The organism is Roseibium sp., from assembly GCF_965216085.1.
Classification (GTDB): domain Bacteria; phylum Pseudomonadota; class Alphaproteobacteria; order Rhizobiales; family Stappiaceae; genus Roseibium.
The window spans coordinates 3,835,170-3,856,418 of sequence record NZ_OZ244138.1 but is presented as its reverse complement, the minus strand read 5'-3'; the positions used below and the strand labels follow the sequence as shown (position 1 = coordinate 3,856,418).

The 21,249-nt window shown below is 51.9% G+C and carries 16 protein-coding genes; 3 read left to right on the top strand and 13 right to left on the bottom strand.

Annotated elements, in window-relative coordinates; all coding sequences use genetic code 11:
- Position 1 precedes the first annotated feature (1 nt).
- Complete coding sequence (locus tag ACOOFE_RS18085; protein ID WP_420411346.1) at positions 2-709, bottom strand: methyltransferase; 708 nt, start codon at positions 707-709, stop codon at positions 2-4.
- 452 nt (positions 710-1,161) lie between these two features.
- Here ACOOFE_RS18085 and ACOOFE_RS18080 point away from each other — a divergent pair, with 452 nt between their 5' ends.
- Positions 1,162-2,475 carry a tetratricopeptide repeat protein gene (locus ACOOFE_RS18080; RefSeq protein ID WP_420411345.1) on the top strand — a complete coding sequence of 438 codons (1,314 nt, stop codon included), beginning with the start codon at positions 1,162-1,164 and terminating at the stop codon, positions 2,473-2,475.
- Between the two features lie 20 nt (positions 2,476-2,495).
- Here ACOOFE_RS18080 and ACOOFE_RS18075 read toward each other — a convergent pair whose 3' ends face one another.
- From ACOOFE_RS18075 to ACOOFE_RS18035, 9 genes are all read right to left on the bottom strand, one after another.
- A complete protein-coding gene (locus tag ACOOFE_RS18075; RefSeq protein ID WP_420411344.1) occupies positions 2,496-4,058 on the bottom strand; it encodes a hypothetical protein in 1,563 nt (520 codons plus the stop codon).
- Between the two features lie 979 nt (positions 4,059-5,037).
- Positions 5,038-5,865 (bottom strand): hypothetical protein, encoded by an 828-nt coding sequence (locus ACOOFE_RS18070; protein WP_420411343.1) that lies wholly within the window; start codon positions 5,863-5,865, stop codon positions 5,038-5,040.
- Positions 5,862-7,229, bottom strand: coding sequence for a cyclic nucleotide-binding domain-containing protein (locus ACOOFE_RS18065; RefSeq protein ID WP_420411342.1), 1,368 nt, complete (start codon positions 7,227-7,229; stop codon positions 5,862-5,864). The genes ACOOFE_RS18070 and ACOOFE_RS18065 overlap by 4 nt, the downstream gene beginning before the upstream one ends.
- Positions 7,230-7,594: 365 nt before the next feature.
- The gene (locus ACOOFE_RS18060) at positions 7,595-8,614 is read right to left on the bottom strand and encodes a cytochrome c family protein (RefSeq protein WP_420411341.1); all 1,020 of its coding nucleotides are present in this window, start codon (positions 8,612-8,614) and stop codon (positions 7,595-7,597) included.
- Between the two features lie 50 nt (positions 8,615-8,664).
- Positions 8,665-9,942, bottom strand: a complete 1,278-nt coding sequence (locus tag ACOOFE_RS18055) for a 2Fe-2S iron-sulfur cluster-binding protein (RefSeq protein WP_420411340.1) — start codon at positions 9,940-9,942, stop codon at positions 8,665-8,667.
- A 43-nt stretch (positions 9,943-9,985) separates the two neighbouring features.
- Positions 9,986-11,476 (bottom strand): hypothetical protein, encoded by a 1,491-nt coding sequence (locus ACOOFE_RS18050; RefSeq protein WP_420411339.1) that lies wholly within the window; start codon positions 11,474-11,476, stop codon positions 9,986-9,988.
- Entirely contained in the window at positions 11,473-13,626 is a 2,154-nt protein-coding gene (locus tag ACOOFE_RS18045) for a multiheme c-type cytochrome (protein ID WP_420411338.1), read from the bottom strand. Before ACOOFE_RS18045 ends, ACOOFE_RS18050 begins: the two co-directional genes overlap by 4 nt.
- Before the next feature lie 638 nt (positions 13,627-14,264).
- Positions 14,265-14,444, bottom strand: coding sequence for a hypothetical protein (locus ACOOFE_RS18040; protein ID WP_420411337.1), 180 nt, complete (start codon positions 14,442-14,444; stop codon positions 14,265-14,267).
- On the bottom strand, positions 14,441-14,986 hold the full coding sequence (locus ACOOFE_RS18035; RefSeq protein WP_420411336.1) for a LuxR C-terminal-related transcriptional regulator: 546 nt from the start codon (positions 14,984-14,986) through the stop codon (positions 14,441-14,443). Before ACOOFE_RS18035 ends, ACOOFE_RS18040 begins: the two co-directional genes overlap by 4 nt.
- A gap of 83 nt (positions 14,987-15,069) precedes the next feature.
- On the opposite strand from ACOOFE_RS18035, the gene ACOOFE_RS18030 reads away from it, so the two are divergent.
- A complete protein-coding gene (locus ACOOFE_RS18030) occupies positions 15,070-16,602 on the top strand; it encodes a class I adenylate-forming enzyme family protein (protein ID WP_420411335.1) in 1,533 nt (510 codons plus the stop codon).
- A complete protein-coding gene (locus ACOOFE_RS18025) occupies positions 16,599-17,402 on the top strand; it encodes an SDR family NAD(P)-dependent oxidoreductase (RefSeq protein ID WP_420411334.1) in 804 nt (267 codons plus the stop codon). Before ACOOFE_RS18030 ends, ACOOFE_RS18025 begins: the two co-directional genes overlap by 4 nt.
- A gap of 122 nt (positions 17,403-17,524) precedes the next feature.
- Here the strand turns inward: ACOOFE_RS18025 and ACOOFE_RS18020 are convergent, their stop codons facing one another.
- The 3 genes from ACOOFE_RS18020 to ACOOFE_RS18010 form a co-directional block, all read right to left on the bottom strand.
- A complete protein-coding gene (locus tag ACOOFE_RS18020; RefSeq protein ID WP_420411333.1) occupies positions 17,525-18,391 on the bottom strand; it encodes a response regulator transcription factor in 867 nt (288 codons plus the stop codon).
- A 59-nt stretch (positions 18,392-18,450) separates the two neighbouring features.
- The gene (locus tag ACOOFE_RS18015) at positions 18,451-20,001 is read right to left on the bottom strand and encodes a PAS-domain containing protein (RefSeq protein ID WP_420411332.1); all 1,551 of its coding nucleotides are present in this window, start codon (positions 19,999-20,001) and stop codon (positions 18,451-18,453) included.
- Between the two features lie 590 nt (positions 20,002-20,591).
- Positions 20,592-21,092: a PilZ domain-containing protein gene (locus ACOOFE_RS18010; protein WP_420411331.1), complete on the bottom strand. Its 501-nt coding sequence runs from the start codon at positions 21,090-21,092 to the stop codon at positions 20,592-20,594.
- Positions 21,093-21,249: the final 157 nt, after the last annotated feature.

The following is a 21,249-nucleotide window of genomic DNA, read 5'->3' as shown; positions in this document are numbered from 1 at the left end:
TTTACGCCCAACTCGCGACGGCAAGACAGACACGGGCAAAAACATGCTGTCCCAAGGTAAATACTTCGTTCCCATACCCGTCCGCGCCGTGCGTCAATGCCTGGACCTTAAGCGGGGACAAGTGAACAATTGTTTCGCGGCAGATATCAAGTGACAATCCATGTCCTTGTAAGAATTTTCGGGTTTGCTCGATACCTACAAAACAGTTGTGGGTGAATACAGCAACTCCCTCTGGTGTCAGATGCTTCGGCAGCCCTTCAAGGAACGGGTCGAGCAGATTGCGTCCGTCATCTCCGCCCGAGGACCAGCTGGGCAAACGCCCGGGCAATGTCAGAGCGGGTGTCGGAAAGTGCGGAAGGTTTGCCAGTATCAAATCAAACCGGCTTGTATCGTAAGGTTGCCAAAGGGGGCCATTCAGGCACCTCAGATCAACTGTACCCTGCGGCAGTTGGCTAAAAGAAGCTGACACAGCATCAAGCGCACTGCATTCGATATCACTTACAGTTACGTTCCGCGCTCCGAGCAAGGCAGCCTGCATAGCGACCACACCATTGCCCGTGCCAATTTCGCAGACACTTCGACCCTCGACCTGATCTACATTTTCCTGCAGAAAGCCGAGCAACATGCTCGTGTATTCAGTCGGAGAAAAGACATTATATGACTTCTGAAAGTCCGAATTCTCAGAAGAGAATGCCATCTGATCAGCCATGGACAACACCGATAGCGGAAATCGCAGGTTGGCAATGGACTAACATCGAATTCTGTTCCCAGTTAAGTTGTTGAACCGTTTCATAATGACCGATTGGAATCACTTTACCCGTTATCTCCAAATGAACCGTTGTTTGACCGCACGATCACCTGATGACGCCAACCGATCAAGTGAATTCCGTGCGACCTGCCAATGTAATTGGGTTGTCGATCCCTCGATCTATTGAAACATTGGAGATCTAATCGGTAGGAACAAAAAGCTGACGCTGAATTACTTCGTGAAATCTACCGTATTCGCAACCCACCAACAATCAGCTATTTGAAGCGAAGCCAATTCGTCCACTCTGCCTAGTGCCGGCTGAATAAACAATATTCTTTCTTGAGCTGCTATTCCCATTTCAGTAAAATTTAGCAGGTTTGTGATTTCAGTGTGTTGAACTGGATTTGTCGTACATGCTGCATTCTAAACAACGCATGAGCGGTATCCGATTGATCGCCTTGTTGGCGATCAGCGTGTTCCCAACGAGCGTTTCAGCCTTTACCCAAGATACTCTTGTTGCAAACCCGCCAACACCAACTTCACAAGTCACTTCTAAGTTGGAAACCACGTCTAGTGGCGCACCTCAATTCATCTCTGACGTTTGCGTTCATATTGAAAAATCTGCAAAAAGAGCTGAATTGCCAGCTGGTTTTTTGGCAAAACTGATCTGGAAAGAAAGCCGGTTTGACCCAAATGCAATTAGTCCTGCTGGAGCTGAAGGCATCGCCCAATTTATGCCTTACACAGCCGACACCTGGGGGCTTGAAAACGCGTTTGAACCGCTCGAGGCGATTTCGGCCTCTTCAAGACTACTCGGCTATCTAGCCAAAGGTTATGGCAATCTCGGCCTCGCCGCAGCAGCTTACAATGCCGGGGAAGAACGTGTTGACGCTTGGCGCCGGGGACAATCTCGCCTGCCAGCCGAGACCAGAAATTACGTCTATTCGATCACGGGCCATCGGGCGAATGTTTGGAAAAAGGGTACCGGACCGGACGTGGACTACACGCTGGATGAAACAAAGGATTTTCAGTCCGCTTGTGAGGAATTCCGCCAGATAGAAGCCCCACTGCAACGCCGTTTTGCCAATACCTACTACAACCGGGCCTTAAAACTTTCCCAAAATGGTGATTACAAAGCAGCCTTGCTGCGTTATTCCACTGCCATCCGACTAAAACCCAACTTTCCTCACGCCTACAACAATCGCGGTCTCGTCTATCGGAAACTTGGCAGGTTCGAGGATGCCATTTTAAATTACAACGTGGCTATCGCTAAAGCGCCGAATTATGCAAACGCCTATAACAATCGCGGCTACGCAAACCGGAAGCTAAAACGATATAAAGCCGCGATCGCAGACTATGACCGAGCGATCGAGCTCAAACCGGGGCATGCAACCGCGTGGTTCAATCGCGGTTTCTCAAAAAACAAACTGGGTTTGTACGAGGAAGCCATCTCAGACTACACTCAATCCCTCAAATTGAGCCCTGGTCACCCCTTGTTTTTGTACAATCGTGCGCTGGCCTTTATCGCGCTAGAGCGGACGGAACAGGCCAAAAAAGACCTTGATGCAGCAATAAACGCGCATGGTTCCTTTGCGAAGGCCTACTATCAACGCGCTGCTCTGATGTTTGATATGGGTATGACGGATCTCGCGAAGTCAGACTATAAAAAGGCAATTGTCCTCAACGTGAAATACGGTCACGAAAAATACCGGCGCCGTTTTGAATAGCGGCTCCATTCAATGCTCACCTACTCGGTAGGCAAGCTTGTTCTCGTCATTGGGTGCCCGATGTCAGTTGTATGATACTGATGGCACAAAGTGCATTCTTCACCTGCTGCCTGTTCGGTGTGGCAAGAAGAGCAAGTTGTTTTATCGATTGGCTTGAACGTTAGAACGAATTCGCTCGCGTTGCCTGCATTGTATGTGTCCAAAAAAACCTGATGTCCCTCGGTCATTTGATGACACATTGCACACCCATCGGAATTCTCCGTCCCGATGTGCGGACCATGGGAGAATGTTGTGAAGCGCTTTGCTTCGCGCTCGGAACTGAAGGCGTGCCATTGCACATGCTTATGGCCGCTTTCGTCATCGACACTATGGCACTTGGTACAACGTCCGACGGCGTCTGAAGGCGACAATTGCTCAAATACTGGCGCAAACTGGCTTTCCTTTGGAGACCCGTAGGAGTAACCGGAAAACGTCAACCACGCCCAAAGGAACTTGTCAGAATGACCCGATGGCCGGAAGTTGAGAGAATAGTCTCGTCGATACCACCCCCCAAGAGCTGCCCAGGCTTCCGGATCCAGGCTCTCTGATCCCAAAAGCGCTACATTTCCTGCCACATCGTCCGCTTGTTCAGCAGCGTTCTCTTCCAAAGGGTCGTTGAGCGTGGAATCGTCGACTACCAAGACGTCATCACTCTCGTCAGAAGACAATAGAGGGTCGGAGTTCGGCGTTTCCAGACTGTCGCCGAGAATGCCTCCATCATCCGTCTCTTCAAGAATAGCCTCATCTTCTGCGCCCGCCTCTAGGTCAAGGCTCTCTAGGTCTTCGTCTTTCGCTACATCATTCAAGATTTCATCATCAGTCCCAGTTGCGTCCTCCAGAGGCAGATCATCTACAATCAGTTCATCGGCCTCTGTTTCCAACTCATCGCCCAATATACCGTCGTCGCCCTCTTCAAGAATGTCACTGTCTGTTGTTTTGATATCGCTTTCTTCTGTTTCTTGTTCGGGGGCTTCAGTGTTTTGCTCATTCTTTTCAATGAGAGCAGCGAAATAGTGAGTTTTTTCTCCGGCGGCATGTTTTTGAAGTTCGTCAGTCAAACTGGGGAACCACTCACGATTGGCCGACGCGATGACATCCCGGGACATTACACCGCTCATATTCCCCATCTGTTGGTGTTCCAGGTCATCGCCTTCTGAATTCAGCGGCAAGCTCATAAAGGACTGAAGGCTGGAGTTTTCTGTTTGCCAGAAGAGCCTTTTGACAGCCCACGCAAGATCCTGAACTTTAGCCAAATCTGCGTCGCTGGCATCCGTGAGATCAAGCAGTTCAAGATCTGACACTTCGCTGACGATATCCCTGCCATCCAGAATAGAGGCCAGAAGGGAACGCATAAACGGTGTCACCTCAGCTTCAGAGTCCTCTGGCCATGCGCCGATATCGACACCACGCTCTGAAATAACTGCAAGATCCAATCCTGGAACTGTCAGGAATTGTATTCCTTTGGGTCCGCTTGCCCGATTCACACCGCGAATATCGGCGTTATGACATTGGGAACACATGGCATCGAATGAACCGGTCTCCATGTATTTCTTGTCTTCACCTTGAACATGGCAGTCAGAGCAATAGCCCGGCGCGGAGATAGCTCTATCATTCGTTTCTTTTGTTTTCGGAAAATGCTTCGCAAAGTGTGATTTATGATCAAAAATCAAGCGCGTACGCCGGGTAAACGGATAATCCGTGAATTGCGGATGGGATTGAGCGAATTTGCCGAACTTTTTGACATGACAGGTCTGGCAGCGCGTATCGGGGACTGCCATCAGGTTGCCTGCTGATCCTTGGTGTTCTTCATGACATGTCGCGCAATAGATTTCGGATTTACCCGGTCTAGATTGCGGCGCAGGAATTGAATATCGGACCCAATCCCCGAATTTTTCTTCGGGAAAGGGTGTATTCGGCTCAGAAGACACTCTCAGCTCAGTAAGACGCCTGAGGTCTGCAACAGGATGGGTGTGGGCAGTAAACGCATCTTCTCCCACTTCATGGCAACGTATGCAGAGTTTTGCGTTTTCGTGAGCACTCGCACCTTCGACCAGATTGTGGACCCAACCCAGCTTATCTGTCCCGACAACTGCATGGCACGTCTTGCAATCGCCTAAGTTCGCATGTGAGGAGTTCAATGGCCCGGGCATCAATAACTCATTGCCAATGCCCCCGGCCAAAATGACAGCAACCAAGCCTACGGCCAATGCAATTGCCCATCTGGTAATGCTGTTTCGCCGCGTCCTTACACTTGCGACCGGTACGCAAGTCTCGATCTTCCGGCAACAGGTTCCGTCTGAAAGCGGGCCTTGTTCACAGGGACCACCCTGCAGATGAGACCTCCGACATTCCCATCTGTCATTTTTGAGCCATGGCTGACATTCGTATCCGCCTCGGCATCCACCCTTCTCGTCAGGTCCGCGGACGCAGGGTTTCCCCTCCGCAAGACGGCCGCAAATCCAAGGGTCTTGCGGGCGTGCATAGCCTTGTGTTTGCCGGGTAGGATCGAACCGATCTGACATATCACGCAATACCCGAAGAAAAGCCGTACGCAATTGCGACATGCACAAGGATGAACACAATCATTGCATAGGTTTGAGGAACATGGACGAACAGCCAGAACTTCAAAACACTCCCATGGGCGTAATGGAAATCGAGAGCGTTTTTAGCTTTCACCAACGATTTCATTTCATCTAGCCGAGCTTGGCCTGTGTCATCGAGGTATCTTTGAATGGAGTCCACTTCGCCCAATATTCGCGCAAGCGGCAAATCAGACAATCTGAGGTGTGCCCAGATGTTTCGGGGCGCTGCAAAAAAGTGATGCAGCCGATCAACATAAAGCTCTGCCAGGCTTCGGGAATCCCCCCCTTGAAGTGAGCTCATTGCGAGGACTTCTGCCTGCTCCGCCAGCTGTGCACGCAGGGATGGCAAATTCTCAAACGATATCTGATTGTCATGTTCTTCAAGACGTTTGGGCACGACTTTGCTGACAAGTCCACCAAACAAGCCACTCACCGCAACAAGGCAAAACAAAAGCCACAAAACCCATTCAGCAGGCGCATTTGGCAAGCGTAGATCGGTATGGATCAAAAACGCCACAAGAGTTATCAGGCCGAGATAATAGTGCAACTGGAGCCAATGCTTGGTGCGGCCAAACGGCAATATAACGAGCTTTTTGCGGATAGTCAGAAACAGCATTGCCACGATGAGTGTGAGCAAAACCCACCCATTGAAATACTGAACATCACGCAGAGATATGTTGTAGGCGTTGTTCAAAACAAACAACACAGCCGACAACAGGGCAGTTGCGGTTAAACTCACAAGCATCTTTTTGTTCAAAAAGAAACTCATCGGAGCCACTTCACGAGGTTATCTGTGTCACGAATGTTGGTTCGCATCAGCGCATCATGCGGACAAGCCTGAACACAGGCTGGCCCCGTCAACTGGTCACTGCATAAATCACACTTTGTCGCCCGGGCAATCGTCTTGCCCTCAAGGTCCAGCAGAAAATCACCGCTTTCGCCGCGTATCTCAACCATCTGAATGTTGTTGTAGGGACATGAGTTTGCACAGGTTGCGCAGCCGATACAGGTGTTGTCGTTGATAACAACGGTACCTGTGTCCCAAGAGCGATGTATCGCCCCAGTCGGGCATCCAATTAGGCACACCGGATCTGTGCAGTGCATACAGGCATTCGCCACAAGCGCATTTTCATATGCAGGCCCGGCACGAACGAACCTGGGATTGTTGTCATGCGCAACCGCACAAGCGCGGACACAATCATCGCAACCAACGCAGCGATCCAGATTGATAACCATCGCCTGTTCACCGTTGATGAAGCGGTGATCGACAAGAAAATCCATCATGCCTTGCTTCAGTTCTTCACGTTCGACTGATATCCCCTCAGCATCCGAAAGGCGCAACAAGCCGGCATCCAAGCCCGGGAGGACATGTTCATGAACCAGGTAAGTCGGGATGCGTATGACATCGACATACCCAATTGCACGCAAGCTGCTACGAAGTGACGTTCCGCCTCCCTTGTTGGCTACAAAGATATCATCCAGGCCGAAGAAATCATTTTTTGAAAGGTGCCCAATTGTCCTTTCTCCATGATCCACTCGTTGACTGACCCGCGCAAAACCGTTGTTGATCAGCAAAAGCCCATCAACATGATCCCCTTCTTCGCAAATGAGCGTTTCGAGGCCTATTATGGTATCTGCCTTGTCGCTTTTGCCAATTTCCCGTTTGAAGCGATGGGTCCAGTTAAAATTTCCGTAGGTCTCGAATAGGGCCTCTTTTGCGATCTTATCGAGTGTCTCATCATCGACATGATCGAAGACCGGACATTCCCTGAGGCGTATGACCAGACCGCGTTCATGATAGAGACTATCTATTTGCTGACGAAAACTCTCGGACCAATCACGGATTTCACGCAATCCTTGCCAGCTCATCTCAAACAAAAGCGTATCGTCTTCAGCAGCAAATATGGTTGCGCTTCTGGGGCTGCGTGTCAGAGCTGCCAGTTCACCAAACATTTGAGGGGCTTCAAAGGAGAAAGTCGTATAGCGCACCTGCAGTTCATCAACATCAACGGCAGTGATGCCTTCAAACTGGTAGGTGTCGCCCGCAGCCCCGCGTGACCTCCGGTCATTGGCTCCAAGGCTTCTCGCACGGCGATACTCTGGAGGCCGGTAGGCCGCAAACAATTGTGCCAACGACCGCTTCCATGAAGCCGTTTTTTTTGAACGCCTTCCGGCCGTCTTCCCTGTTACGTCTGGATCATTCACGCCTATCACGGAACCTGACAGAATTATGAAAAGGGAATTTCCATAATCTCCTTGGCGCAGGATGACCTCTCCGCGCTTGCAGGTTCGAATACGGCCCTCGTTCGCAATTAGCGCTTCCAGACTAAGATGCGCGGGAAAACTGTCTGCTTGGACATCAGCAAATGCGGGAAGAGCCAGAACCCGCGCAACAGCTGCACTGTCCAACGGCTCTTCTCCAAACGTTGTATCCCAACGCCTGTTGCGCTCATCACGCTGTTCAAGAGACAAGTTCACGCCCTCCCAAGCCTTACTTTCTAGTTCGTAGGCTTTCCTTTGAATTTGTCTGACTTGGGAATGTATTTATCTATCGCACCGAAGGTCGAGCCATCGTAAGTCTGCGCAAATTTTAATCCCAACACGGAAATCTTCCCCGCAGTTTCCACCAGGGCATCTTCATTGTTGAGTTTCAGTTTTGCTGCCTTTGAGACATTTGCAATCTCCGCCAACTCGGGTGCATCCGGCAATAGCTTTGCGAGACTTCCCATAGCCTTTCGAGCATTGCTGGCCCGTTTTGCCATCTTGAGAGCGTAGTCTTTTTTCACCGTCGCCTTGCTGACGCCGATCAAAGCGGTTTCCAGTTCCACAATCCGCCCGACCAAAAAGAGCATCCGCTTTCTTTCCAGAGATGCTTCGGGATTGCCTTTGCCTTTGTTGTACCAGGAATTGTGCCGTACTTCGCCTTGGGACCAGCTTACTAGTTCAAACGGGCTCCCTGCCGCATGTCCACCTTTGTTGACCAACTCCTCATTTGGCACGAGATGACAGCTGAAACAGTTTTTCGCCAGCGCATAAGTCATTGAAGGTCGGATCATGCCGGCGGCTTCCGATTTTTCCCATCTGGACGCGATTTCTTCTTTGCTCTCCTGGCCTTCTTTTTTCCCGCTAAAGCCGGAATGCAATTTGTACCAGTCCTTGCCTGGCGCGTGGCAAGATTCGCAAGAGATACCTGAAATCGCTTTCGGTTTGTCCTTCTCGGTTTTGACCGTGAAATGACATCCCAGGCAAAGACTGTCTGCTTTCAGGCGCTTAACGCCCATTTTGCCAGCGATTTCCTTGGCTTCCTTACTCTTTGGCAACTCTCTGAAAGTCGAGAAGTGATGCGTGTTTTGCCAAGCCGAAGTCTCCTTCTTATGGCACTCAGCACATTCATTCGGGCCGACAATCATATCTGGATTGGCTATGGCCCCAGCTCCGCTCACGCCAACAAGAACTGCAGCAGCAAAGAACTTGAGCAACCAGAATTTGGTCGCCCGGACCAGAAGCGCCTCAAACATAATCTCTCCCCCAATAAATCAATTTACAGCATGGCTAATCTGCAAGCACTCTAAGCATCCAACACCAGATCTCCCTCCGGCCGAGCAATACAAACGAGAGCGGTTCCTTGCGCAGGTGCGTTTGCAGATTTTGCAACATAAGACACATTTCCGCTCTTAACTGCCGTCGCGCACGTTCCACAATTTCCGGCTCTACACCCGCAGTTTATCGTAACGCCATTCTCTTCTGCGAGATCCAGAATTGTACCATTTGCTGCAGTCCAGGTTACTGATTTTCCTGATCTCGCGAATTCGACAGTAAGCTCTTTATCGCCGGTATCTTGTTCGGAACTGACATGTTGGGTTTTTTTGACCGATGCGGGTCCGAATGCTTCGAAATTGATATCTTCATCCGGCACGCCCCAGTCGCTTAGTTGCGCTGTCAGCATTTCCATCATCGGCGGCGGACCGCAGATATAGAATTCGTAGTTGGATGAATTCAGATATTGCTTAAGAAGGTCTGTCGTAACAAACCCGGCACAATCAAAATCAACGCCTTCAACGCACTCCTCAGTCGGCCGACTGTAGGCAAAAACGGCATGGAAGTTGTCGTGCTGAGTAACGATTTTGCGGATTTCATCTCGAAACGCAATGTCTTCACCATTGCGCACAGCATAGAATATCCAGGTTTCCCGATGGCTGTTCTTATCGGAGAGCCACTTTAACATAGACAGAATCGGCGTTAGACCAACCCCGCCAGCAATAAGGACAACTGGTCTTTCGGTCCGAAGATTGAGAACGAACTGACCACTTGGCGCAAGCACATCGACGACATCGCCTTCATTCAGACTTGAATGGAAAAAACCGGATGACAAGCCAGCAGGCAGGTCGATCGATGCATCCGGCGGTGGCGGTATTCGTTTGATTGACACCCGGTACGTTTTCAAATTCGCAGGACTGTTGGACAGGGAGTAACAACGAACAACAGGTTTTGCTTGCCCTGGAATTTGAAGCTCGAAAGTCAGAAACTGGCCAGGACTAAAGGGAGGCAAGCTGCCGCCGTCATGGGGCGCCAGATAAAATGAGCAGATATCGCCGCATTTATTCTCTGGAATTTTTGAAACGATCCTGAATTTCCGCTTGCCCGACCAGGTGAGCTCGGACGTACTACGATCCAGTTCAGCTTGTTGAAATATGTTTTTCGCCTGGCTTTGAAACTGCTCCAGTCGTTTCGCTGCCATTCGCCTTTCCTGAACAATTCGGGAGAACTGTCCATAAACCGCCAGGCATCCTTGCACTAAGACTGTTAGGAGAACCAACCCGCCGCCGATCTGCAACACCTGAATCATGCACGGCACTCTTTGCTGAAATGAGCCTGGATTTGGGTTTTCATCAGAACCTTGTCCTCAGTTCCATACGAAATCCGGTTCCGGCGCGACGGTTCTCATTTGCCGAAACAAAGCCATCAACCTGAAGACTGGTTCGATTGTTCAGCGCATGAAGAAACTGGCCGCCGATCGCTGCAGCCCCTTGACCTGAACCGTCCGTGTCTTTTCTACCGCCAATCTCGAGGGTCAGCTGGGTTTTGTCTTCATTGAAAAACATTTGGTGACCTAACGACCCGCCAAACGCATGGTCCGCTCTATTGGAAAGCGCCGCGCCCCCAAGGCTGACTTGAGGGGCGGCGAACAACACGCCGACACGTCCGAGCGGGCCACCAGTTCCCTTGTCACGGGCAGCTGATGTGTAATTTCCCAAGCCCCAAAACAAGTTTCCATAATAAACGTTATTTGATCCGGTGGCTGTTCTGGAAACTTCCGAAAACAGTAAAACGCCGTCATTTACTGCAGAACCACGATTGTCGAGAGCTGTTGATGTATTCACTCTGAAGGACGTGTTGAAATGCCCAATGCGCTGCGTTGCCGATGCTCCGAAATAGAGCCCATCTCCTCCGCTGGAATCATTGCTGAAGACATAGGTAGCATCGAGATTGACGGTGCTCTTTCTAAGGTCTGTTTCTGTGAAGAGACCGAACAACATGGCTCCATGATCCAGAACGTTGTTGTTGCGGCGAATGTTATGCAAACCGACCAGGGCTGTGGCGCGCATATCCGGCGTGAGACCTGGGATGACGATGGTGTCACGCGTAATTCCGATGGCATCGATCGAGTCATTGATCATAATGCCTTCCTGAAACAGGATTGGCTGCCGACCAATTGAAAATCCCCAATCGTAGCTCTTGGTGTCGTTCGGATCGAGATTTGGGAATATCTCCCCGAATTCACCTTCAAAAAACAAGGTTGTAATGTACGGGTTGAGCGCATTGTTGAACTCAAGCCCATCGGCGTCCGTATGAAGCAAGCCGGTATGGTTGCCACCATCAGACAGCGGCGAAAACCCAAGCAAAATACGCTCGGTGGGTGTGAGTTTCAGGTTTACGAAAATGTCCAGGCGGTTTGCCCAATATTGTCTGCTTGGGGTGTTGCCATTTGCAAAATGTCCGATGCTGGTTCGATAGTCCCCGAACACCCAAAGAGACGGTTGCCAGATCGCCCCAGTCGGCAGCTCAATACCCGGGTTGAGGTTTCCCGCAGCAAGAAACTTCTCACCCCGTTCAAAAATCAGAGGCGTCGGTTTTGGTTGTTCGGCTTCGGGAAGCAAAGGAGCCGGCGCTTCGCTCAACTCACTGCTGTGGTGAGCGTCATTCCGTTTGCCCTTGCGAACTTCCTCTTCAGTCAAAAGCCTGATCGGCTTGTCACTCAGCGCACTGCCAGCTGCCACTGAAGGCTGACCGCTTGTGAGAATAGATAGCCCCGCAAGCGACAACGCGGTCAGGAGACCCGTGGATCTTTGCCGGACTGCCCTGGTCAAAACTCGGCTCATTTCAGTTTCACCGACGTTTTTCTGGACCACAGAACGGAACTGCCCTTCACAACTTCTCGAGCGATTTGAGCCGGGCTCATTCCATAGTCGAAGCCAGCTCCCTGAATAGCTGCAATCAGGTTGACCGGAACCATCTGAGAAACCAGTTTGACCGATACTGTATAGCGCTCTCCCTTTTTGAGTTTATTGGAAGGCACCTTGTACTTTGCAGTCCGGCTGGCTCCGGGTTCAAGGTTTTGCTTATGTTTTCGAGCACCTCGTGGCCGACCATAAATTGTTGTCGCGCGCCGCTCTGGACGCACAAATGGCAGTACATCAGAGGATGTATTGACCGCGAGAACCTGTTCCCTTTCGCCGCCGCGCAACAATCTGACAACAAATTTCGATTGAAGGCTGAACAGGTTTTTGTCCAATTTCAGTTCGCCGTTGTGGACATAAAGAGAGTGCGCATCTCTCACATCGCCATTAGGGTCACGGTCACCGGAGACAAACACAACATTACCGCGGCTGTCCTTTACAGTCACTTCAAGAAATATAAGACGCTCGGCGTCAAATCCTGTCGGCACACCATGACCATCGGTGCCACTGCTAACATCGACGGAAAATGACAACTTGCCATTTGTATTGTTCAAAATGGTGATGTCACTAAGTTTGAAACCGTTGCGCAAAACTTGCTCGCGCAGCCTACGAGCTTTGGCCAAACGTTCAAACTGAACCTTGAGAATTTCCCGCGCATCATAACGGTCATCGATGGATTCCCAGGCTTTCGGAAACTTGTAACTGTCGGTAATCCGGTCCTCGAATTTGTCCGTTCCCCAACCCGCCTTGTAATTGAACTGCAGCCACTCCTTGAGCGTCTTGAATTCGGCCGCTTCAACATTGTGCGGGAAGATACCGGGATGGACCACCGAATAGTCCGGGCCAGCAAAGAAATGATTGGTCAATTTCCGGTTACGGGTCGGCACATCTCCAACGACGGCTGCAGGGCCATAATCATACCCTGAGGCAACGCCCTGGATTTTGCCCATGTGGCAATCCTGGCAAGTCTCACCACGTTTTGCGGCTGGTGACTGCTTGTATTCGGCAAAGGCTTCTTCCAGACGAAAGCCGTTAAACAGCGTCACATCATGGCAAGTGCCACAGAACCCAGGTTTCGTCAGTGCAAAAAACTGATTGGCTTCGGTGTGAATGCTCCGCCCCGGATCATCCCGGGATTGGGAAACCCTATAGTCTTCAGGCTTGCTCAAAACCCGTGCCAGCTCCGCACCGCCTTTGGGGCCATAAACGGGAGAAAAAACATCGCCTTCCTCAAGCGCAAACCGGCCACTAATCTTGCCATAATTTCTGTTCACCCGATGACAGGCAACACAGGTTATCCCCTCTCGGGATGTCGGTGTACGCTCCAAATTTGAAACATAGAGCGACTCTCCGATGTTCATCCCGACCGGATTGTGACAGCGAATGCAGAAGTCTCCATTCGTGGCACTGGTCTTCATGTTGATTGTGGTCTGCATCGCCATGTAGATCGGGCTTAACTGCGCATAGGCATGCTGCGACACAGACCATTCTTCATAATGTTTCGGATGACAGGTCGCACAGGTATTGGCAGACGGGTACTTGCTCTCCAGGAACAGTTTTTCATGTTCCTCGTTTGCTGATCGGCGTTTTGCTGCCCGCTCTTCTTTCTTTTTGCCCTCGACTGACTCCGTAGCGCTTTCGCCGTCAACCGTCAGCAGATCGTCATCATCATCGTCGGCGATCAGCAGTCCGTCATCCGAGTCCAGAAGACTGTCGTCATCGTCCTCTGCCAGAAGTGAATCTTCGTCGGTCAACAATTCATCGTCATCCGAAACCAGGAGGTCGCCGCTTTCGGCTTCCGATTCCAGAAGGAGATCATCCTCAGTGTCCTGGCTGTCGGAACTCTCCAGCCCCGCTTCGTCAGTTTCTAACAACAGCGGGTCGTTTTCACCAGCGGCCAGGATAAGGCTTGGATCACGGTTGGACTGCCATTTTTCTCGCGCATCGACATCAGCGAGGTACTTCTTCAGCTGCGCAATCGCGCCAACATCAAAGTTATGATTCGAGAGGTTGTCAGAATATAGATCCCCGGCACCAGCTGATCCGGACAAGAAAAAAGGCAGAACAGACAAAATTGTTAGATATTCTGATATCTTACGGAATCTTTTCGGAAAATAACGTTTCATTGCCAAACGGATCCGCCCAATTCATCTGCGGTCGCAATATGACCGATCACGCACCTAGTAAGGCATAAGATTCCCGACTTAACAACAATTCTAATGTAGCAAGAGCCGAATGTTCGGGAGACCAAGTTTTCCCAAAACTATTAACTGATAGTTTGGCTCAGAGATTGTTATTTATCTGAAGGTCCAGAACGAGGTTAGCCATTACAATGCCTAATTGCTTATGAGCTTCGAGCGGTATGGGGGAGCACATAGCAGACCTTGGCGCCTTCAGCAGCGAACGACGGTTTCCCGCCTTGCGAAACCGTTGCCAAGTTTTCCCTTCTCGCTATTTCCCGGCCCAATTTAGTCATTTGACCGGACCGCATCGAACGGCTGGATCCCGCCCATCCCGTGAATTAGCTGCGCCTCGAATGAATGTCGGCTTCCAGAATAAACTTGCGACGCGCTGAATTTCCGACTAGGGGCCCGAAGCGGCCATTGATTGAGACCACTGCCTATGGCTGCTATGCGCCGGTTTTGCCTCTGAACGGCCCTTTTGTTTCGATGCACTTTGGGTTGGAGCCGACTTACGCTGGCCCTTCTAGTTAGATCTCGACACTCTCCGAGATCGAAAGTGCATCTTCCAGATCAACGCCAAAGTCGCGAACCGTAATGCACAGCCAATTTTTTTCCCGTTTGTTATAGTTTTGTTTGACCGGATCAAGTCCAGGATGACTGCGGGGCAGGGACACTTGCCTGCGCACGGCAAATGCCAAAAAACTCAAACCGGCACGCCGGCAATATGGGCAATCAATTCCAGGCTGTTGCGGGCGTTGAATTTTTTCATCAAACGGGCGCGGTGGACTTCGACGGTGCGGTGGGAGATGTCGAGGGCGCGGGCGATTTCCTTGGATGTGAGACCCTCTGCCAGCATGGTTGCCACCTGACGTTCCCTCAGGCTCATCTCGGCGAGCGGCCGGTCGTCGGAAATATCGGCAAAGCTCCAGACCGCGCGGGCAAACGGATGATCCTTGTCGAGCGACTGGCCCCGCACCCGGCACCAGAAGAGCACACCGGATTTGCGGCGCATGATGCGCTCGTCCCGATACGCGCCAGTGCCAAGCATCTTTTCCGCGCCGATCTGGCCGATGCGCAGGAATTCTTCCGAGGACGGATAAAGCTGCGACAGCGAGACATCCGTCAGCTCGGCAACCGAGTATTGGAACATGGCCGCAAAACGCGGGTTGCAACGCCGGATCATCCGGTCCTCCGAATAGATCAGTCCGACAGGTGCATGTTCAAAGGCAAAAGCCGCGATGTCCTCCAAGTGGGTCTCCGTTACGTGTTTTGACGGTATATCCAGATAAAGCCCTGAAAGAGTATCCGAAAGGTATCTAAGGGAGGCAAGCAATGAACCCGGCTGAATGGCTGTACCGCACCGCGACCAAGACGCCCGGCGCTCCGGCGCTTTTTTTCGGCACAAAGCAGATTGCAGACTATGCCGCCTTTGCCAATGTGGCCGCAGCCATTGCCGCCGCGCTGCAACAGCGCGGCATAGAGCGTGGCGACCGGGTGGCGGTGTTCATGTCGAACAGCCCCGCCTATCTGGAGGTGCTTTATGGCATCTGGTGGGCCGGGGCAGCGGTGGTGCCGATCAACGCGAAGCTGCACGGCAAAGAAGCGGCCTGGATGGTTTCTGACGCCGGTGCGCGCCTGGTGTTTTGCGACGACAAATCCACCGCAAATCTTTCCAAACATGTGGCGGAGGGCGTGACTGTCATTTCTTGCCAGGGGCCCGACTATGCGGTCCTGCGTGGCACTCCAGCGATGGACCAGCCTGCGCCGATGGAAACGGACGATCTTGCCTGGCTGTTCTATACGTCGGGCACCACTGGACGGCCGAAGGGCGTGATGATCACTTGCGGCAATATCGCTTCCATGACGCTGAATTATTTCGTTGATGTCGATGAAGTGAAGTCCGGCGATGCGATCCTTTATGCCGCGCCAATGAGCCACGGCGCCGGGCTTTATAATTTCATGCATGTCTTGCGCGGCGCACGCCATGCCGTACCCGAAAGCGGCGGTTTCGATGCCGCGGAAATTCTGAACATCGCTCCGGAGCTGACATCTGTCAGCATGTTTGCCGCGCCCACTATGGTGCGCCGGATGGTCGATGAGGCGAAGGTCTCAGGCGGGGCGGGAGAGGGCATCCGTACCGTCGTTTATGCAGGCGGGCCAATGTATGAGGCCGACATTCTGGAGGCGGTCGAGGTGATGGGCGCGCGGTTTGTTCAGATCTACGGTCAGGGCGAATGCCCGATGGGGATCACGGCCCTTTCGCGCACAGAGGTTTCGGACCGCAGCCATGAGCGCTGGCGCGCGCGGCTCAATTCCGTCGGCACGGCGCAGTCTTCGGTCCGGGTGAAGGTCGTGGACGGGGAGGGCGCCGAGCTTCCCGCCGGCGAAGTCGGCGAGATCACAGTGCGGGGCTCCACTGTGATGAAAGGCTATTGGCAGAACCCTGAAGCAACCGATGCCACGATCCGGGACGGCTGGCTCTGGACCGGCGACATGGGCCGGTTGGATGACGAGGGCTATCTGACCCTGCAAGACCGCTCAAAGGATGTGATCATTTCCGGCGGTACCAACATCTATCCAAGAGAAGTGGAAGAGGTACTCTTACGCCATCCAGCGGTCCATGAAGTGGCTGTTATCGGCAAACAGGATCCGGAGTGGGGCGAGATCGTTGTCGCCTTCGTCGTCTGTGCCGACGGACTGTCAGTTGAAGCGGCGGCGCTCGATGCGCTGTGCTTGGATCAGATCGCCCGGTTCAAACGCCCCAAAATTTACCGGTTTGCCGAGGCGCTGCCGAAGAACAACTACGGCAAAGTCCTGAAAACCGACTTGCGCAATCTGCTGGTGGCAGAGGAGGAGGAAAAATGAGTGAGTTGACAGGAAAAACAGCGCTGGTCACCGGCTCGGTCCAGGGCATTGGGCTGGCGATTGCAACCTGCCTGGCTAAGGCCGGTGCCCGGGTGGCGGTGCACGGCCTGGCAACACCGGAGCAGGCAGCGGAGGCGGTCGCTGCCGTCAAAGGTGCTGGGGCTCCGGACGCGAAGTTCTTTGACGCCGACATCCGGGATATCGCAGCCGTCGATGCAATGATGCAGGCCGTTGCCGAGTGGGGCGGCGCCGACATTCTGGTCAACAACGCCGGCGTCCAGAAAACTGCCAGCTACGCGGAGCTGGATGCGGCGACCTGGGACGCCATTATCGGCGTCAACCTTTCCGGCGCCTTTCACACCATGCGCCATGCACTGCCCGTGATGGCCGAACGCGGCTATGGCCGGGTAATCAACATTGCTTCGGTGCATGGCCTGGTCGCGTCAGTCAACAAGGCGCCCTATGTTGCCTCCAAATTCGGCCTGGTCGGCATGAGTAAGGTGGCGGCTCTAGAATATGCGGCGGCCGGAACCAAGGCCAAAGGCGGTGTCACCGTCAACTGCATAGCGCCGGGCTGGACCGAAACGGTGCTGATCGAGCCGCAGGTTGCTGCCCGCGCGGCGCTTCACGGTGGTGATCGGGACCTCGGAATTGCCGACCTTCTAGCCGAAAAACAACCCACAAAACGGACATCAGACCCATCGGAAATCGGCGAACTGGCGCTGTGGCTGTGTAATCCGGTTGCGCATAATGTCACCGGAACAACCATTCCGGTCGATGGCGGCTGGACGGCGCAGTAACCACTGATCATGAAGACGAACGAAGCTCAGCATCGTCTGCAGGATGAAGAAGGCGCTTTGCGACGTCTTCTTTGACGCAGCCGCATCCATCGCCTGCCGGTGTACCAGGCACTGCGGTGGGCTCAGTGTGTAGTTCCGCTGGCCATCGCCGGTTCGCCCTTAATTTTCTTCAAGATCAGCTTGAATATGTCGACGGGCGGATAGGGGTATTCGATAAAGTCATCGACGCCGCTGTCGGTAATGATGTTGCGCTGTTCGACGGTGATTTTCGGAGGGGCTAAAATGATGGTCTCACCATCCCAGTTTTGGGGGCGTTCTTCCGTCACATATTTCAAGTAGTAGTGAACGACTTTGCTGTACATCATGAACAGGAGGTCGACATTCTGTAAATCAAAGGATCGCTTGGCGAGCTGGTCTTCGGAAATGAAGCTCACCTCGCACCCCAGTTCCCGCATTGCCGTTGTCAGCGGCTGAATAAGGTTCGGCTTTGCCGTAATAATCGAGATGCTTAAAGGCCGTGGCGTTTTTGTCGCTGGGCCTTTGTGCCACTTATCTTGCAACGACTTATATAGCATCCTCAGTTTTTTGTTGTTCTGTTCTTCAATGCGTTTGATCTGGCCAATCGAGGCATCGACGGTTGCCAGCAGAAGATCGTAATCGACGGGTTTGGTCAGATAGTCGTCCACGCCAAGCCGTTTTCCCATGATGATGTCATCTCTGGTGGCTTTGGCCGTTAGAAAAATAAACGGAACATTGTCCAATTTTTTGTGATTGTCCCGGATTTCCTTCAGCAGACTTGGGCCATCCATACGTGGCATCATCATGTCGCAGAGGATTAAGTCCGGACGGTCTGTACTCAATACTTCCAGCGCTGCCTTGCCGTCTCCGGCAGTCAACACCCGGTAACCTTCTTCTAATAACTCATCGCGAAGGTCTTCCAAGAGCAAGCTCTCGTCTTCGACACACAGAATAGTTGCCTTTTCAGTCATGGTAGCTCCAAAAAGCTGGCCCTGGTTTTAAGAGCGGTTTCCAATTGCGTCTTCATTGGTCAAGCTGCAGCCCTGACGGCTGTCGGCAAAGTCATGGTGACGGTCGTTCCTTCCCCGACTTGACTGTCCACATCAACTTTGCCGTTGTGTTTTTGAATGATCATCTCGGTCATGTTGAGCCCAATCCCCGTGCCGGCAATCCCGCTGGACGTTGAGGCTCTAAAGTACCGGTTGAAGACTTTCGGAATTTCGTCAGAGGGAATGCCAACCCCTTCATCGCGAACCGAAATTTGAAAGTTGCCGTCCGCTTGGCTGCCCGTTACCCAAATGTTTTTTCTTTCTGGCGAGTATTTGATCGCATTCGAAATGATGTTGTTGAGGCAGTGTTCGAACAACTTGGGGTCGAGTGTCGCACTCTCGGGAAGGTCCGAAATATTGATGTGTATATCGTGATCTTTGTTGACACTTTGTATTGATTTGCAAACCCGTTCGACGAGATCCCGGATTGCTGTATCCTCGCTCTGTAGGTCGACTTCTCCCGACTGAGACTGCGAAAAATTCAAGAAGCGCGTAATGAGATACTGCATCCGTTCTACACTTTGACGGATGTTCGTAATCCGATCCATAACCATGGTCGGTTCGAGCTTGTCGATTTTTCGCGCCATGCGTTGCGCGTTGCTGTCGATAATCGCCAGCGGGGTCCGGAATTCATGCGATGCCATCGAGACAAATTCCCGCTGCATCTCGGTGAGTTTTTTTTCTTTTCTCAGATGCCGGATCAATTCATCTGTGTGGCTCTGCAAAACGGCATGTTGTTCTTTATAGGACGTGACGTCTGAATAGACGGAGATCAAGCTGCCATCGCTGGCCCGGGTTCGGGTGACTTTGTACCAGCGGCCATCCGGAAACCGCCACTCGCCGTCTCCAAACGGGCCTTCGTCTTCGTTTTCGAAATTACGCCCGGTTTTGTCAGGGAAAACGGTTCGGATGACGTCAACAGCGCTGCCCCCACTGTCAATAAACTCATCAATCCGCGGATAGATTTTGCGCATCTTGTCGTTGGCGAGGATGATCTCACCTCTAGGATTGGCAACGCCAAGGCCGTCGGATATGGCGTTGATTGCGTTTAATAAGAGATTACGGCTGCGATTCAGTTCCTTTGAACTCTCTGAAAGCCGTCCTTCCAAACGTTCGTGAGCATTTTCAAGCTCGATCTTCTGTCGGTGTTCTTCGGTGACATCTGTATAAATGGTAACAAATCCGCCATTGGACATTGGGGTACCCTGAATCCGGAGGCGCGTGCCATCAGGGCGCTCGCGGACAAAATCATGAGGTTCAAATTTTTTGGCTATAGCGATCCGTTCGGCAACCTGTTCATCCGGATCCCCTGGGCCATAATCTCCGCGTTCAGCGTTGTACCGTATCAAACCTTCAAAGGTCGGCGTCTGGGCAACAATCTCCGCGCTAAGATCAAGTAATCGAATAGCTTCGTGGTTAAACAAGTCGATGTTCAAGTCTTTATCGACGACGGTGATGCCCTGATGGACAGATGAGACGAGGCACTCGAGCAAGGCCCAAGCATCACATTCGCGATTTACATAATGTGCCATCAGCCACCTAAATTGAGCAGTAACTGTTAGTTTCGCAATCAAGAAATTTGTAGCAACTAAAAGGAAAGAAAAGTTAAATGGTGTTCATTGTTCTTTTCTGCAATTGAAATTGGGTTCGAATACAGAAAAATATTGTGATATGTGCGAATATTTTCGAGATTTGTCTTAAATATAGTAGTAATACTTATTTGGGTGTGGGTTGATTTTGACCTTCAGAAATACAAGGGTGAACGTAAGGGTTGTGCTGTGTATGGGGCTTGGTCGCATAACCGCGGCGGTTTTGTCATCAACATCGGGCGCAGATTGTGATGACGTGACTTTAGGCCGTTTAAAGCGGCCAAGGGTATCGATACTGACAGCCCATTCTCAGCCAAGGGACATCGAAAACAACTTGAGGATCCGAAACAAGTGCTGTGAAATGTCCAAATACGTTTTGTTTTGGAGACTGGTCCACCACTGAGATTGAAGAAACCATATCTCCCGGCCCGATGACCAAAGGAGCTGCTTCTGCCCAAGCGGAAATTGAGCGCTCCCGGTGAGGGGGCTATTGCATGTCATCTGATCTGGTGCATTGGCGGAAGTGAAGACAATTATCTACGCTTGCCGAAACCCGATTTTCCACTACCAGCCGGACGGGTTCTGCGGACAGGTTGCCGAGTGTGTTTTTGATCATCGACCATGTGCTGCCGCGTGAAGAAATTGTCCGGGCTGTCATGCATGATGTCGATTTCGGACTTCAGCGCTTCTTCTGACGTTTTTAGTGTCTGTGCGCGCTGAGCACTGACGGTCCGCTTTTCGGTGATAAATTGGACGCCAATCTTTAGGCCATCTTCCCAGCGCTTCTCGCAGCTGACCTCAAAATTTTCAAGATCGATATGCAAGTCGAACTGCGGCGGCGACATGAATGCGGTTTCAAATTGCAAAAGGGCGCCGCCTTCGGAAAGATTGCGGACGATGCACGGGAACGAACGCAAGCCGCCTTGAAAAACGATCTTGCCCTTTTTCAGAACGCGGGTTCGCCGCGGACGGTCTTCAGGCGCCCCGGTCTCCTGGCCACTCATAAGTGCCTGTTCTTGTTTTTCATCGGACATAACTGTTTGATCCGGCATTTCGAAAGTCGCGCACACGGCTCACGTGGCATCCTATTAAGGAATGCTTTCCAATCCGTGAATCTGATTGAATACAACGATAGGATGTTGTCAGCTGTTTTTGACAGGCCGGTTGTCGGGGCCGATGAAAAATACCAAC